Source organism: Streptomyces parvus, from assembly GCF_032121415.1.
Taxonomy (GTDB): domain Bacteria; phylum Actinomycetota; class Actinomycetes; order Streptomycetales; family Streptomycetaceae; genus Streptomyces; species Streptomyces globisporus_A.
The window spans coordinates 4,229,537-4,243,758 of the sequence record NZ_CP135079.1; the positions used below are offsets into that span (position 1 = coordinate 4,229,537).

Here is a 14,222-nt window from a genome sequence, read left to right on the forward strand (position 1 = left end):
GATGAACGAGACAGCGTCCCTGAGAGCCCGTGCCGAGATCGACCTCGCCGCGCTGCGCGCCAATGTGCGCGTCCTGCGCGAGCGGGCGGCCGGTGCGCAGCTCATGGCCGTCGTGAAGTCCGACGGGTACGGGCACGGCGCGGTGCCCTGCGCGCGGGCCGCGCGGGCGGCCGGGGCGACCTGGCTCGGCACCGCGACCCCCCACGAGGCGCTCGCGCTGCGGGCGGCCGGACTCGACGGCCGGATCATGTGCTGGCTGTGGACGCCCGGCGGGCCCTGGCGCGAGGCGATCGAGGCCGACATCGACGTATCGGCCGGCGGCATGTGGGCGCTGCGCGAGGCCGTCGCCGCCGCCGAGGCCGCGGGCCGCCCGGCCCGCCTCCAGCTCAAGGCCGACACCGGCCTCGGCCGGGGCGGCTGCCAGCCCGCCGACTGGCCCGAACTGGTCGGCGCGGCCCGCGACGCCGAACGGGCCGGACACCTCCGGATCACCGGGCTCTGGTCCCACTTCGCCTGCGCCGACGAGCCCGGCCACCCCTCGATCGCCGCCCAGCTCGCCGTCTACCGCGACATGGTGGCGTACGCCGAGAAGGAGGGCGTCGAGCCCGAGGTGCGGCACCTGGCCAACTCCCCGGCCACGCTCACGATCCCCGAGGCGCACTTCGACCTCGTCCGGACCGGCATCGCGATGTACGGCATCTCGCCCGCCCCCGAGCTGGGCACGTCCGCCGGCCTCGGGCTGCGCCCGGTGATGACGCTCGCCGCGGCCGTCGCCCTGGTCAAGGACGCCCCCGCCGGACACGGCGTCAGCTACGGCCACCACTACACGACCCCCGCCGACACGACCCTCGGCCTGATCCCCGTCGGCTACGCGGACGGCGTCCCGCGCCACGCCTCGGGCAGCGGGCCCGTCCTGGTCGGCGGGAAGGTGCGCACGGTCGCGGGCCGGGTCGCCATGGACCAGTTCGTCGTCGACCTCGGAGGCGACCGGCCCGAGGCGGGCGCGGAAGCGGTGCTGTTCGGGCCGGGCGACCGGGGCGAGCCGACCGCGCAGGACTGGGCGGAGGCGGCCGGCACCATCGCGTACGAGATCGTCACCCGCATCGGCGCCCGCGTGCCCCGGCTGTACGTGAACGAGACGGCCGACGAGGTGACCGGAGGAGTGCCGCGGTGAGCGAGAGCAGCGCGGAGGCCGTGGTGGCCGCGACCGCGGACGTGGCAGGCGCGGCCGGTGCGGCGGGCTGGCGGCGGGCCGGGGTCGCCGGGGCCGCGATAGGGGTGCTCGCCGCCGGAGCGGCGGCCGGGGTCGCCGTCGAGCGGCTCACCGTCGGGCGCGGCATGCGCAAGAAGGCCCGCCTCGCGCTGGACGCGACCGGGCCCTACGGCTCGCTGCGCGGCACCCCGGGCCGGGCCGTCGCCGACGACGGCACCGAGCTGTACTACGAGATCGACGAGGTGGAGGCCGCACCGACGGCGGGCGACGAGGGCACGTCCTCCGGCACCCGTCGCCGCCGGCTCTTCGGGCGCAAGGCCCCCGCCCCGGTCACTGTCGTCTTCAGCCACGGCTACTGCCTGGGCCAGGACTCCTGGCACTTCCAGCGGGCCGCCCTGCGGGGCCTCGTCCGCGCCGTCTACTGGGACCAGCGCAGCCACGGCCGCTCCGAGCGGGGCCGGTCCCAGGCGGACGGGGTGCCCGTCGGCATCGACCAGCTCGGCCGCGATCTGAAGGCGGTCATCGACGCGGCGGCCCCCGAGGGCCCGGTGGTGCTGGCCGGGCACTCCATGGGCGGCATGACGATGATGGCGCTGGCCGAGCAGTACCCGGCGCTCATCCGGGACCGGGTCGCCGCCGTCGCCCTGATCGGCACCTCCAGCGGCAAACTCGGCGAGGTCAACTTCGGGCTGCCGGTGGCGGGCGTGAACGCGGTGCGCCGGGTGCTGCCGGGTGTGCTGAAGGCGCTCGGCTCGCAGGCGGAGCTGGTGGAGAAGGGGCGGCGGGCCACCGCGGACCTCTTCGCCGGGCTGATCAAGCGGTATTCGTTCGGCTCGAAGGACGTGGACCCGGCGGTCGCCCGGTTCGCCGAGCGGCTGATCGAGGCGACCCCGATCGATGTGGTCGCCGAGTTCTACCCGGCGTTCACCGAGCACGACAAGAGCGGTGCGCTGCCCGGGTTCCGGGACGTGCCCGTGCTGATCCTGGCCGGGGACAAGGACCTGGTGACGCCCAGCTCGCACAGCGAGGCCATCGCGGACGTCCTGCCCGACGCCGAGCTGGTGATCGTGCCGGACGCCGGGCACCTGGTGATGCTGGAGCACCCGGAGACGGTCACGGACCGGCTGGCCGACCTGCTCGTCCGCAGCGGCACGGTGCCGGCCGCTAACGTTGGCGGACATGGAAGCACCGCACAACAGCCCGGCCGCTGAGACCGTCTCCGAGCCCACCGGGGCGACCGCTCCCGACGCCGTCGGGGCCGTGCCCGAGGCCGTCACCATGACGCTCACCGTCACCTCCCCCGAACAGATGCAGGACCTGGGCCGCCGCCTGGCCCGGGTCCTGGCCCCCGGCGACCTCGTGATGCTCACGGGCGAGCTGGGCGCCGGAAAGACGACCCTGACCCGGGGCCTCGGCGAGGGCCTCGGCGTGCGCGGCGCGGTCACCTCGCCCACCTTCGTCATCGCACGCGTCCACCCCTCGCTGGTCCAGGGCCCGGCCCTGGTCCACGTCGACGCGTACCGCCTGGGCGGCGGGCTCGACGAGATGGAGGACCTGGACCTGGATGTGTCGCTGCCCGAGTCGGTGGTGGTCGTGGAGTGGGGCGACGGCAAGGTCGAGGAGCTCGCGGAGGACCGGCTGCGGATCCTCATCGACCGTGCGACCGGCGACACCGACGACGAGCGGCGCGAAGTGACCCTGGTGGGCATCGGGGCGCGCTGGGCGGGGCTGCGGGAGCAGCTGGCGTAGCGCCCCGGGGTGGCCTTCCCGACAGCGCGTCGGTAAATTGTTGCGCGGGAGACCGTGGCCATGGTCACATGGGTACGAGGTGTGGTTAGGCTTGCCTAACCGCGCCCTCCACCGGAGCCCCCAGGAGGCATCCATGCCGACGCCCGAGCGCGCAGCGCGACCGACTCCGTCCGACCTGTCGATGAAAGACCTGCTGGCCTCGTGCGCCGCGGCCACCGCGGTCTCCACCCCGCCGAGCGACACCGCGGACGCCCCCGAGGCGTCCGACGCCGCGGCCGGCAACGGGGGCAGGAGCCACGCGGACGCCGTCCGGCGCCACGCGGCCTAGGGGCCGTCGTTCCCGGTGCCCGGGCCCGGCCCGGGCGGCTACGGGACGACGCCCCGCTCGACGGCTACGGGACGACGACGACCTTCGAACCGACCGTCGCGAAGGTCCACATCGCGTTGCCGTCCGCGCGCTTCATCCGTACGCCGCCGGTCTTCGACATCGGGTCCGGGCTGGCCATCGAGCCGTCCTGCGCGGCGCTGAAGCCGATCGCCACCTCGTCCACGTTCGCGAAGCGGACCACGTGCTCGATCGGGACACCGTCCGAGCCCTGGACCGTGCCCGAGCGCGAGGTGACCCGGTGGACCCCGGGCGGCGGGCTGACGGGGCTCGGCATGACCGTGAAGGTCCGGATCGACTTCTCGTCCTCGTTGACCAGCCACACCCGGCGGTCCTTCAGCGCGTACACGACGCGCTCGCCCGTGCCGGACGCCGCCGGAACCGCCAGCGGGTCGGCCGGCTTCGGCTCGGCGGTGGGCTTGGCCGGGGCCGTGGCGGAGGACTTCGGGCCGGGCGTGGAGGCCACCGAGTCGGGGGCGTTCGCCGAGGCCTGGTAAGCGAGGAAGGCGACCGCGGCGATCGCCGCCGCGGTGAGCCCGGCCACGATTCCCGAGCTGCTCCTTGCCACCTGAACTCCCCTTTCGGCGGCCGTCTGCCGCATGTCGTACAAGCGTTTACGTCATACCCGCGAATACCCGGTGACGGTAGCAGCAGCGCGGGTGCGGGCCGGGACGCCGTACGGACGCCGTAACGCCGTCGGCGGAGCCGTAGGCTGTTTGCGTGCTCTTGCTCGCCATGGATACCGCCACACCCGCCGTCACCGTCGCCCTGCACGACGGTACGTCCGTCATCGCCTCCTCCGGACAGGTCGACGCCCGCAGGCACGGGGAGCTGCTGCTCCCCGCCGTCGACCGGGTCCTCGCCGAGGCCGGGACGGAGCTCGACGCCGTGACGGGCGTGGTCGTCGGCGTCGGCCCCGGCCCGTACACCGGCCTGCGCGTCGGCCTGGTCACCGCCGCCGCCTTCGGCTCCGCCCTCTCCGTACCGGTCCACGGCCTGTGCACCCTGGACGGGATCGCGTACGCCGCGGGGCAGGCCGGGCTGGAGGGGCCCTTCGCCGTGGCGACGGACGCCCGCCGCAAGGAGGTGTACTGGGCGCGGTACGAGAACGCCCGCACCCGTACGGGCGAACCTGCCGTCGACCGGGCCGCCGACATCGCCGAAGCCGTCGCCGGGCTCCCGGTCGTCGGCGCGGGCGCGGTGCTCTACCCGGAGTCCTTCCCGGACGCGCGCGGCCCCGAGCACGTCTCCGCCGGGGCGCTCGCCGCGCTCGCCGCCGAGCGCCTTGCCGCCGGGCAGGAACTGCTGGAGCCGCAACCGCTCTATCTGCGCCGGCCCGACGCCCAGGTCCCGAAGAACTACAAGGTGGTCACCCCCCAGTGAGCGCCGCCACCACCGCCGTGCTGCGCGAGATGCGCTGGTGGGACATCGAACCGGTGCTGGAGCTCGAACACGCGCTGTTCCCGGACGACGCCTGGTCGCCCGGCATGTTCTGGTCCGAGCTGGCCCACGCCCGCGGCCCCGGCGCCACCCGCCACTACGTCGTCGCCGAGGAGCCCGCCACCGGGCGTATCGTCGGGTACGCGGGGCTCGCCGCCCTCGGCGACCTCTCCGACGTCCAGACCATCGCGGTCAGCCGCGAGGCCTGGGGCACCGGCCTCGGCTCCGAACTCCTCACCGACCTGCTGAAGGCCGCGACCGCCTTCGAGTGCGCCACCGTGCTGCTGGAGGTCCGGGTCGACAACACCCGCGCGCAGAAGCTGTACGAGCGCTTCGGCTTCGAGCCCATCGGCTTCCGGCGCGGCTACTACCAGCCGGGGAACATCGACGCCCTGGTCATGCGCCTCACCATGCACGAGCACACGGAACAAGAAACCGGGACGGAATGATGGCTGCCGACGAACCCCTCGTACTCGGCATCGAGACCTCCTGCGACGAGACCGGCGTCGGCATCGTGCGCGGCACGACCCTGCTCGCCGACGCCGTCGCCTCCAGCGTCGACACCCACGCCCGCTTCGGCGGCGTCGTCCCGGAGATCGCCTCCCGCGCCCATCTGGAGGCGATGGTCCCCACCATCGAGCGCGCACTGAAGGAGGCGGGCGTCAGCGCCCGCGACCTCGACGGGATCGCCGTCACCTCCGGCCCCGGGCTCGCCGGCGCCCTGCTCGTCGGCGTCTCGGCCGCGAAGGCGTACGCGTACGCCCTCGGCAAGCCGCTGTACGGCGTCAACCACCTCGCCTCGCACATCTGCGTCGACCAGCTGGAGCACGGCCCGCTGCCCGAGCCGACGATGGCCCTGCTGGTCAGCGGCGGCCACTCGTCCCTGCTCCTGGCCCCCGACATCACCGCCGACGTCCGCCCGCTCGGCGCGACGATCGACGACGCGGCGGGCGAGGCCTTCGACAAGATCGCCCGGGTCCTGGACCTCGGCTTCCCCGGCGGCCCCGTCATCGACCGGCTGGCGCGGGAGGGCGACCCGAAGGCCATCGCGTTCCCGCGCGGTCTGACCGGTCCGCGCGACGCCCCGTACGACTTCTCCTTCTCCGGGCTGAAGACGTCCGTGGCGCGCTGGATCGAGGCGAAGCGCGCGGCGGGCGAGGAGGTGCCCGTACGGGATGTGGCGGCGTCCTTCCAGGAGGCCGTGGTGGACGTGCTCACCCGCAAGGCCGTCCGGGCCTGCCAGGACGAGGGCGTCGACCATCTGATGATCGGCGGCGGCGTCGCGGCCAACTCCCGGTTGCGCGCCCTGGCCGAGGAGCGGTGCGAGCGGGCCGGTATCCGGCTGCGGGTGCCCCGCCCGAAGCTCTGCACCGACAACGGCGCGATGGTCGCGGCGCTCGGCGCGGAGATGGTCGCCCGCAACCGGCTCCCCTCCGACCTGGAGCTGTCGGCCGACTCCTCGCTGCCGGTCACGGAGCCGCACGTGCCGGGGGCCGCGCACGCCCACTCCCACGATCACGTGCACGAGATCAGCAAGGACAACCTGTACTCATGAGCGGCGCGACCATCGTCCTGATGTGGGAGGCCCGCGCCGTCGAGGGCCGGGGCGGCGAGCTGCTGGAGTGGGCCCGCGCCCGGTCCGCCGAGCTGTCCCGCGAGCCCGCCCGCAGCGAACTCCTGCGCGCCCAGCAGGACCGGGTGCTCGTGATGACCTGGTGGCCGGAGGCCTCGTTCGGCGACGACCTCCCCGAACTGCCCGAGCCCGACGCCGCCCTGATCACCCGGGCCGTGCACCGGTGGCGGTTCGAAGCGGTGGGGTGAGGCGCGGGGTCCCGTCGCGTGTCCGATGAGTTTCGGCGGATGCCCCGGTCTACCTTCCACGACGTACGGACCGCCCGGCCCGGACGTGTGGACGGCCCGAAGAGGTGAAGGACATGCAGAAGATCACCCCGTGTCTCTGGTTCGACGGTCAGGCCGAGGAGGCGGCCGAGCACTACGTCGCGATCTTCGGAGGCGATTCCCGGATTGGGGACATCACCTACTACGGCGACGAGGCCCCCGGCCGTAAGGGCTCGGTGCTCACCGTCGGCTTCCGGCTCGCCGGGCAGGACTACATGGGGCTCAACGGAGGCCCGCAGTTCCCGTTCACCGAGGCGATCTCGCTCTCCGTCGACTGCGCCGACCAGGCCGAGGTGGACCGGTTCTGGGACGCGCTCTGCGAGGGCGGCGAGGAGGGCCGGTGCGGCTGGCTCAAGGACAGGTTCGGGGTGTCCTGGCAGATCGTTCCGAACGAGCTGCCGCGCCTGCTGGCCGACCCGGACCAGGCGAAGGCGGACCGGACCATGAAGGCGATGCTCGGCATGGGCAAGCTGGACCTCCAGGCGCTGCGCGACGCCTGACCACGGCCCCCGGGACCGGATCGGTAGTGTTCTGCGCATGCCACGCCGTGCCCCGCTCCCGCCTCCCCCTCCGCCCGTCGAGATCCGGTCCTGGCCCGACCGCGAGGCGATGCTCGCCGACCGGGCCGTGGTCCTGGGCGAGCTGGTGAAGACGCACGTGGGGCCGGGGCGGCTCGGGCTGCTGTGGATGTGGGCGGCGCTCGCCGCGACCGGGTGGAGCGTGGTGGGTTCGGGGCTCGTCTTCATCGAGCAGGGGGCCGACTTCTTCAGCGGCATCGCCGGAGCCGTCAGTCTGGTCGTCGGCGCGGCGGCCCTGGTTCCGGCCGTCGTCTTCGTCTGCCTGGGCATCTCCCGGGACCGCGAGGTTCGTTCGCTGCTCGCCGACTGGGGTGCGCTGGACCGCGATCCGGAGCGCGACCGGCGGCTGCGGATGCCCGGGATGAGCCTCACCTGGCTGCTGCTGTCGTTCGTCCTGGGCGCCGTGGGACTCGCCCTCTGCGTCATCGGACCCGCGAGCGCACGACCCGGCCGCGAGACGTACGGGCTGGTCGCCCTGGTGATGGGCGTCGGCATGGTCGCCTGGCTGACCGCGCTGGTCGGCGGGGCCACGGCCCTGGCCCACCGCCGCTGGGTGGTGCGCGTGCTGAGGGGCAGCGGCGGTGGGGGCACCGCCGCCGGGGCCGCCCCGGTCAGCCCAGCGGGTGACCGATCAGCATCGTCGGCGCCCCCGCGACCCGGGTCAGGAACACCGTCGCCGAGCCCGGACCGCTCAGCTTCATCCGGCGCCGCAGCTCCTCCGGTTCGACCGCCGAGCCCCGCTTCTTGACGGTCAGCACGCCGACCTGACGCTCCCGCAGCAGCGCCTTCAGCCTCTTCATGCTGAACGGCAGCTCGTCGGTGATCTCGTACCCGGCGACGTACGGCGAGGAGTACGGCTCATCGCTCGTGATGTACGCGATCGTCTCGTCCACCAGCCGACCGCCGCACCGCTCCACGAGGTCCGCGACCAGATGGGCCCGGATCACCGCGCCGTCCGGCTCGTACAGATAGCGCCCGACCGGGCCCACCGGCGGGGCCGGCAGCGGGGCCGGGGCGCTCAGGGCCGCCCCGGACGGCAGCAGCGTGGCCCGGAACGTGCCGGGCGCGAAGCCCTCCCCGTACCAGAGCACCGCCTCCTTGACGTCCCCGCCGTCCGAGATCCACTCGGCCTCCGCCTCCGGGCCGATCGCCTCGTGCGGGATGCCCGGGGCGATCTTCAGCGCCGCCCTGGGGGCCTTCAGCGCGGCGGCCGTGGCCCAGGAGAGCGGCGGTGAGTAGGCCTCCGGGTCGAAGATCCGCCCGCCCGCCGCCCGGCCACCGCCCCTGCCCGACGCGCCGCGCGCGGCCCCTCCTCGCGCGCCACGCCGCGCCGGGTCCACGAAGACCGCGTCGTACGGGGCGGCGTCGATCTCCGTGACGTCGGCGCACCGCACCTCGATCAGGTCCCCGAGCCCCAGCGCCTGGGCGTTGGCGCGGGCCACCTCGGCCGTCAGCGGGTCGCGGTCCACGGCGAGCACGGAGATCCCGGCGCGGGCCAGGGCGATCGCGTCACCGCCGATGCCGCAGCACAGGTCGGCGACGCTCCGCACCCCGAGCCCGGCGAACCGGGCGGCGCGGTGGGCGGCGACCGAGGTGCGGGTGGCCTGCTCGACCCCGTTGGGCGTGAAGTACATCCGGTACGCGTCCTCGGCCCCGAACTTGGCGACCGCCCGCTGCCGCAACCGCGCCTGGCCCAGGGCCGCCGACACCAGCTCCGCCGGGTGCGTGCGGCGCAGCCGGGTCGCGGTGGCCAGCTCGTCGGCGGGATCGTGGTCGCGCAGCTCGGCCAGCAGCTGCGCACCCTCGGGGGTGCGCAGCGCGGCGAAGGCGGCGCGTGCGGGGTCGTCGGCCGAGGAGGCGGAGGGGGTCGTTGCGTTCACCCGGTCCATTGTGGGCCAGGCAGGGCGCGCCGGGTCCGTGTGGGCCGCCCGGGGGACGGCGCCGGTCAGCTCGCGGTGTCGAAAGGGCGCACGGGGTGACGGCTGGCAGGATGCGGCGCCATGCAGCTAGTACGACAAAAAGAAAAGTCAGCCGGAAAGCAGCACAGGTCGGGCGTCGTCGTGCTGGCGGCCCTGCTGGCCGCCGCCGTCGCCTCCGGATGCGCGGCGGAGACGGGCGGCAGCGGCGCGGGGGTGCCCGGCGGGTCCGCGAAGCCCACCGGCGGCCGGTCGGGCGACGCGGCCCCGCAGCCCGGGCCGGCCCGGGCCCCGGACACGTACGCCGAGACGGTCAGGAAGAAGCAGGCCGCGCGGGCCGTCGCCGCGAAGAAGTGGGGGCTCGCCAAGGTCCCGCTCGCGGCCCCCGAGCCGCCGAAGGCCAAGCCGCCCCTCACCACCCGCAAGGGCTTCGAGGTCCGGAACGACGAGGGGCTGCCGCCGGTCTTCACCACCGTCCCGACCAAGGAGAAGATCGTCTTCCTGACGATGGACGACGGTGCTGAGAAGGACCCCGAGCTGCTGCGGATGATGACCGAACTGTCCATTCCGTACAGCGCGTTCGTCAGCGACTACGTCATCAACGACGACTACGGCTACTTCAAGAAGATGCAGCGGCGAGGGGTGACCATCAGCAACCACACCCTCAACCACCGTTATCTGCCCGGCCTCTCCTACGCCGAGCAGAAGCGCGAGATCTGCGGTCAGCAGGAGAAGATCCTCAAGCACTACGGCAAGCGCCCCACCCTCTTCCGCCCGCCCTACGGCAACTACAACCGCGACACCCTCGTCGTCGCCAAGTCCTGCGGGATCACCGCTGTGCCCCTGTGGTCCTCCGAGGCCTTCCCCGACCGCATGGAATGGCGCGAGTGGGACCGGGACCTGCACCCCGGCGACATCGTCCTCACCCACTTCCGGGGCGAGGAGGACTGGAAGGGCTCGATGCCCGACATGGTCCGCCGCGTCATGAAGACCATCACGGACAAGGGGTACGCGGTGGCGAAGCTGGAGGACTACGTCTGACCCGCTGACCCCCGCCTGCCCCGTGCACGCGACGAGTGCGCGCTCAGCCCCCGCTGCGCGCGCACTCGTCGCTGTCGCCCCCGCTGCGGCAGGGCGGGGAGTTCCAGGTGGGGGCAGGTCCCGGGGCCTCCCGGCCGCTTCCCTGCACGGCGGACGCCAGGACCGTGACGCCCAGCGCCACCGCGACGACCACCTGCGTCCCGCCGGACCAGTACCAGCCGCTGCGCAGCAACCCCACGGCGACGCAGGCGACCAGGAGAGCCAGGACGGCGAGAACGGTGACCGGCGCCCAGTCCGTGCCCGGGTCCGCGGGCAGAGGCGCGGACGCCTTGCCCTCGGTCGCCTCACGCGACCGCGTCAGGCCCCGCACCACCAGCCACAGCGCCGGCAGCGCCCCGGCCGCGGCCTCCGCGACCACCAGCACCACGGCCGCCAGCGGGTCCGCGCAGCCGCCGGGGGCCGGTGACGGCTGCCGCGATGCGGTTCTCTCGTCCGGTCGTCCCGGCAGGCGGCTCCCCGAGTGCGTCATCTCCGTACCGTCGTACGGAACGTGAAACTCCGTTCCCACGTTGTCCGGACGGTGATCGGACGGAGCCCCGATCGAGACGGCGCGCGGGTGGTGAATTGGCACTCCGCTTGACCGAGTGCTAATCGCGGCCATAGTCTCAGGTCTGGCACTCCCCCCTGGAGAGTGCCAGCAGCACTCTGCGCGACAGGGCAGGTCCGGCACCCGCGACGACGGATCGGTCCGATCGCCACCCACAGACTGTTAAACCCCGTGAGATCTCCGAAGGGGGAGACCGGATCGTGTCGACCACCAGCTCCAAGGTTGCGATCAAGCCGCTCGAAGACCGCATTGTGGTCCAGCCGCTCGACGCCGAGCAGACCACGGCTTCCGGCCTGGTCATTCCGGACACCGCGAAGGAGAAGCCCCAGGAGGGCGTCGTCCTCGCCGTGGGCCCGGGCCGCTTCGAGAACGGCGAGCGGCTTCCGCTCGACGTCAAGACCGGCGACGTCGTCCTGTACAGCAAGTACGGCGGCACCGAGGTGAAGTACAACGGCGAGGAGTACCTCGTCCTCTCGGCCCGCGACGTCCTCGCGATCGTCGAGAAGTAATTCACCCACGTTTGCTTGTGTTCTGCGCCCCTGGCCCCCTGCGTAACAAATAGCCGGGCGGCGAGGGGCGCAGTTCATTTTGAGAGGGATACAGCCCATGGCGAAGATTCTGAAGTTCGACGAGGACGCCCGTCGCGCCCTTGAGCGCGGCGTCAACAAGCTTGCCGACACGGTCAAGGTGACGATCGGCCCCAAGGGCCGCAACGTCGTCATCGACAAGAAGTTCGGTGCCCCCACCATCACCAACGACGGTGTCACCATCGCGCGCGAGGTCGAGCTCGACGACCCGTACGAGAACCTCGGTGCCCAGCTCGTCAAGGAGGTGGCGACCAAGACCAACGACGTAGCGGGTGACGGCACCACCACCGCGACCGTCCTGGCCCAGGCGCTCGTCCGCGAGGGTCTGCGCAACGTCGCCGCCGGCGCCTCCCCGGCCGCCCTGAAGAAGGGCATCGACGCCGCCGTCAAGGCCGTCTCCGAGGAGCTCCTCGCGACCGCCCGCCCGATCGACGACAAGGCCGACATCGCCGCCGTCGCCGCGCTCTCCGCGCAGGACCCGCAGGTCGGCGAGCTCATCGCGGACGCGATGGACAAGGTCGGCAAGGACGGTGTCATCACCGTCGAGGAGTCCAACACCTTCGGTCTGGACCTGGAGTTCACCGAGGGCATGGCCTTCGACAAGGGCTACCTGTCCCCGTACATGGTGACCGACCAGGAGCGTATGGAGGCCGTCCTCGACGACCCGTACATCCTGATCCACCAGGGCAAGATCGGCTCCATCCAGGAGCTGCTGCCGCTCCTGGAGAAGGTCATCCAGGCCGGTGGCTCCAAGCCGCTCCTGATCATCGCCGAGGACGTCGAGGGCGAGGCGCTCTCCACCCTCGTCGTCAACAAGATCCGCGGCACCTTCAACGCCGTCGCGGTGAAGGCCCCGGGCTTCGGCGACCGCCGCAAGGCCATGCTCGGCGACATCGCCACCCTCACCGGTGCGACCGTCATCGCCGAGGAGGTCGGCCTCAAGCTCGACCAGGCCGGTCTGGACGTGCTCGGCACCGCCCGCCGCGTCACCGTCTCCAAGGACGACACGACCATCGTCGACGGCGGTGGCAACACCGAGGACGTCAAGGGCCGCGTCAACCAGATCAAGGCCGAGATCGAGTCCACGGACTCCGACTGGGACCGCGAGAAGCTCCAGGAGCGCCTCGCGAAGCTGGCCGGCGGCGTGTGCGTCATCCGTGTCGGCGCCGCCACCGAGGTGGAGCTGAAGGAGAAGAAGCACCGTCTCGAGGACGCCATCTCCGCCACCCGCGCCGCGGTCGAGGAGGGCATCGTCTCCGGCGGTGGCTCCTCCCTCGTCCACGCCGTGAAGGTCCTGGAGGGCAACCTCGGCAAGACCGGCGACGAGGCCACCGGTGTCGCGGTCGTCCGCCGCGCCGCCGTCGAGCCGCTGCGCTGGATCGCCGAGAACGCCGGCCTGGAGGGTTACGTCATCACCTCCAAGGTCGCCGACCTCGACAAGGGCCAGGGCTTCAACGCCGCCACCGGCGAGTACGGCGACCTGGTCAAGGCCGGCGTCATCGACCCGGTCAAGGTCACCCGCTCCGCCCTGGAGAACGCCGCGTCCATCGCGTCGCTGCTGCTCACGACCGAGACCCTGGTCGTCGAGAAGCCGGCCGAGGAAGAGGCCGACGCCGGCCACGGCGGCCACGGCCACTCCCACTAGTACCGCCCGTACCGCTTCCGGTACGCCTGAGGCCCGGTGCCCCCGTCGCGGGGGCACCGGGCCTCGGTGCGTTCCGGGCGCCGCTTCTACGCCGAGCGGGCCAGGTCCTGCGGTGTCACCGGGTCCGCGAACGGCAGCCCGCTCGCGTACCGCGCCACCTCGTCCAGCGCGAAGTCCGCCAGCCGGTGGATCTCCTCGCCCAGCGAACCCGCCACATGCGGGGTGAGCAGCACGTTCGGCAGGTCGTACAGCGGCGAACCCGCCGGCGGCACCTCCGGCTCCGTCACGTCCAGAACCGCGTTCAGCCGCCCCGACACCAGCTCCGGCAGCAGCGCGTCGCCGTCGATCAGCGAACCCCGCGAGGTGTTGATCAGCGTCGCCCCGTCCGCCATCGCCGCGAGCTGCGCGGCGCCGATCAGATGCCGGGTCGCGGGCAGTTCGGGCGCGTGGACGGAGACGATCCGGCTGCGGGCGCACAGCTCCGCAAGACCCGCCTTCTCCGCGCCCAGCCGGGCAGCCGCCTCCCCGTCCACGTACGGGTCGAAGAGCAGCACGTCCAGATCGAACGGGCGCAGCAGCTCGATCACCCGGCGGCCGATCCGCGAAGCGCCCACGATGCCCACGGCGTGCCGGTAGTTCCCGTGCCCCGTCAGCTCGGCGCGCCAGTCGTGCGGGGCGCGCAGCTCCCGGTAGCGGTGGGCGGCGGGCAGTACGTTCTTGCCCGCGAGGAGGATCGCGGCCAGCGTGTACTCGGCGACCGGCACCGCGTTCGCCCCGGCCGCCGACGTGACCTGGATGCCGCGCTCCCAACAGGCCGGGGTGATGTGGTGCTTGACGCTCCCGGCCGCGTGGACCACGGCCCGCAGCCGGGGCGCGGCGGCGAGGACGTCGGCGGTGAGCGGGGGAGCGCCCCAGCAGGTGATGAGCAGCTCCGCCCCGGCGAGCGCCCGGGCCACCTCGGGCGTCGGGTCGGTCAGCCGGTGGGCGACCAGGGCGGGGTCGGTGTCCACGAGCGCGGTGAGGCGTGCCCGCTGCCGCGCGCCGAAGAGCTGCTCGGCGATGCCGGGGCCCATGGCCAGGAGAGCGGTGGGGGCGGTGGCGTGGGTGCCCCCGGTCGCCGAGTGGCGTTCGCCGGTGGTCATGTGACGTTCCTCCGCGGTCG

At 73.2% G+C, this 14,222-nt stretch carries 16 protein-coding genes; 12 read left to right on the top strand and 4 right to left on the bottom strand.

Annotated features, from left to right (window positions below):
- Position 1: 1 nt before the first annotated feature.
- The 4 genes from alr (at position 2) to RNL97_RS20265 (ending at position 3,290) form a co-directional block, all read left to right on the top strand.
- Positions 2 to 1,174, top strand: coding sequence for an alanine racemase (gene alr, locus RNL97_RS20250; protein WP_030577981.1), 1,173 nt, complete (start codon positions 2 to 4; stop codon positions 1,172 to 1,174).
- Positions 1,171 to 2,424, top strand: coding sequence for an alpha/beta fold hydrolase (locus tag RNL97_RS20255; protein WP_030577978.1), 1,254 nt, complete (start codon positions 1,171 to 1,173; stop codon positions 2,422 to 2,424). Before alr ends, RNL97_RS20255 begins: the two co-directional genes overlap by 4 nt.
- Positions 2,393 to 2,962 (top strand): tRNA (adenosine(37)-N6)-threonylcarbamoyltransferase complex ATPase subunit type 1 TsaE, encoded by a 570-nt coding sequence (gene tsaE, locus RNL97_RS20260; protein WP_313751016.1) that lies wholly within the window; start codon positions 2,393 to 2,395, stop codon positions 2,960 to 2,962. The genes RNL97_RS20255 and tsaE overlap by 32 nt, the downstream gene beginning before the upstream one ends.
- Positions 2,963 to 3,095: 133 nt before the next feature.
- Entirely contained in the window at positions 3,096 to 3,290 is a 195-nt protein-coding gene (locus tag RNL97_RS20265) for a hypothetical protein (RefSeq protein WP_030577973.1), read from the top strand.
- A 64-nt stretch (positions 3,291 to 3,354) separates the two neighbouring features.
- Here RNL97_RS20265 and RNL97_RS20270 read toward each other — a convergent pair whose 3' ends face one another.
- The gene (locus tag RNL97_RS20270) at positions 3,355 to 3,948 is read right to left on the bottom strand and encodes a hypothetical protein (protein WP_050499958.1); all 594 of its coding nucleotides are present in this window, start codon (positions 3,946 to 3,948) and stop codon (positions 3,355 to 3,357) included.
- 134 nt (positions 3,949 to 4,082) lie between these two features.
- On the opposite strand from RNL97_RS20270, the gene tsaB reads away from it, so the two are divergent.
- From tsaB to RNL97_RS20295, 5 genes are all read left to right on the top strand, one after another.
- Entirely contained in the window at positions 4,083 to 4,730 is a 648-nt protein-coding gene (gene tsaB, locus RNL97_RS20275; protein ID WP_313751651.1) for a tRNA (adenosine(37)-N6)-threonylcarbamoyltransferase complex dimerization subunit type 1 TsaB, read from the top strand.
- The gene (gene rimI / locus RNL97_RS20280; RefSeq protein ID WP_030577963.1) at positions 4,727 to 5,236 is read left to right on the top strand and encodes a ribosomal protein S18-alanine N-acetyltransferase; all 510 of its coding nucleotides are present in this window, start codon (positions 4,727 to 4,729) and stop codon (positions 5,234 to 5,236) included. The genes tsaB and rimI overlap by 4 nt, the downstream gene beginning before the upstream one ends.
- Complete coding sequence (gene tsaD, locus RNL97_RS20285) at positions 5,236 to 6,342, top strand: tRNA (adenosine(37)-N6)-threonylcarbamoyltransferase complex transferase subunit TsaD (RefSeq protein ID WP_030577960.1); 1,107 nt, start codon at positions 5,236 to 5,238, stop codon at positions 6,340 to 6,342. Before rimI ends, tsaD begins: the two co-directional genes overlap by 1 nt.
- Positions 6,339 to 6,608: a hypothetical protein gene (locus RNL97_RS20290; RefSeq protein WP_030577957.1), complete on the top strand. Its 270-nt coding sequence runs from the start codon at positions 6,339 to 6,341 to the stop codon at positions 6,606 to 6,608. Before tsaD ends, RNL97_RS20290 begins: the two co-directional genes overlap by 4 nt.
- A 113-nt stretch (positions 6,609 to 6,721) precedes the next feature.
- Positions 6,722 to 7,186 carry a VOC family protein gene (locus RNL97_RS20295; protein WP_030577954.1) on the top strand — a complete coding sequence of 155 codons (465 nt, stop codon included), beginning with the start codon at positions 6,722 to 6,724 and terminating at the stop codon, positions 7,184 to 7,186.
- A 689-nt stretch (positions 7,187 to 7,875) separates the two neighbouring features.
- Here the strand turns inward: RNL97_RS20295 and RNL97_RS20300 are convergent.
- Complete coding sequence (locus RNL97_RS20300; protein WP_313751017.1) at positions 7,876 to 9,153, bottom strand: class I SAM-dependent methyltransferase; 1,278 nt, start codon at positions 9,151 to 9,153, stop codon at positions 7,876 to 7,878.
- 111 nt (positions 9,154 to 9,264) lie between these two features.
- Here RNL97_RS20300 and RNL97_RS20305 point away from each other — a divergent pair, with 111 nt between their 5' ends.
- Positions 9,265 to 10,221, top strand: coding sequence for a polysaccharide deacetylase family protein (locus RNL97_RS20305; protein WP_032764963.1), 957 nt, complete (start codon positions 9,265 to 9,267; stop codon positions 10,219 to 10,221).
- A gap of 43 nt (positions 10,222 to 10,264) precedes the next feature.
- On the opposite strand, the gene RNL97_RS20310 is transcribed toward RNL97_RS20305, so the two are convergent.
- On the bottom strand, positions 10,265 to 10,750 hold the full coding sequence (locus RNL97_RS20310; protein WP_030577939.1) for a DUF6234 family protein: 486 nt from the start codon (positions 10,748 to 10,750) through the stop codon (positions 10,265 to 10,267).
- Between the two features lie 278 nt (positions 10,751 to 11,028).
- Here RNL97_RS20310 and groES point away from each other — a divergent pair, with 278 nt between their 5' ends.
- A complete protein-coding gene (gene groES, locus RNL97_RS20315) occupies positions 11,029 to 11,337 on the top strand; it encodes a co-chaperone GroES (RefSeq protein ID WP_003966899.1) in 309 nt (102 codons plus the stop codon).
- 97 nt (positions 11,338 to 11,434) lie between these two features.
- Entirely contained in the window at positions 11,435 to 13,060 is a 1,626-nt protein-coding gene (gene groL / locus RNL97_RS20320) for a chaperonin GroEL (protein WP_030577937.1), read from the top strand.
- Between the two features lie 86 nt (positions 13,061 to 13,146).
- Here the strand turns inward: groL and RNL97_RS20325 are convergent, their stop codons facing one another.
- A complete protein-coding gene (locus RNL97_RS20325) occupies positions 13,147 to 14,202 on the bottom strand; it encodes a hydroxyacid dehydrogenase (protein WP_050499947.1) in 1,056 nt (351 codons plus the stop codon).
- Positions 14,203 to 14,222: the final 20 nt, after the last annotated feature.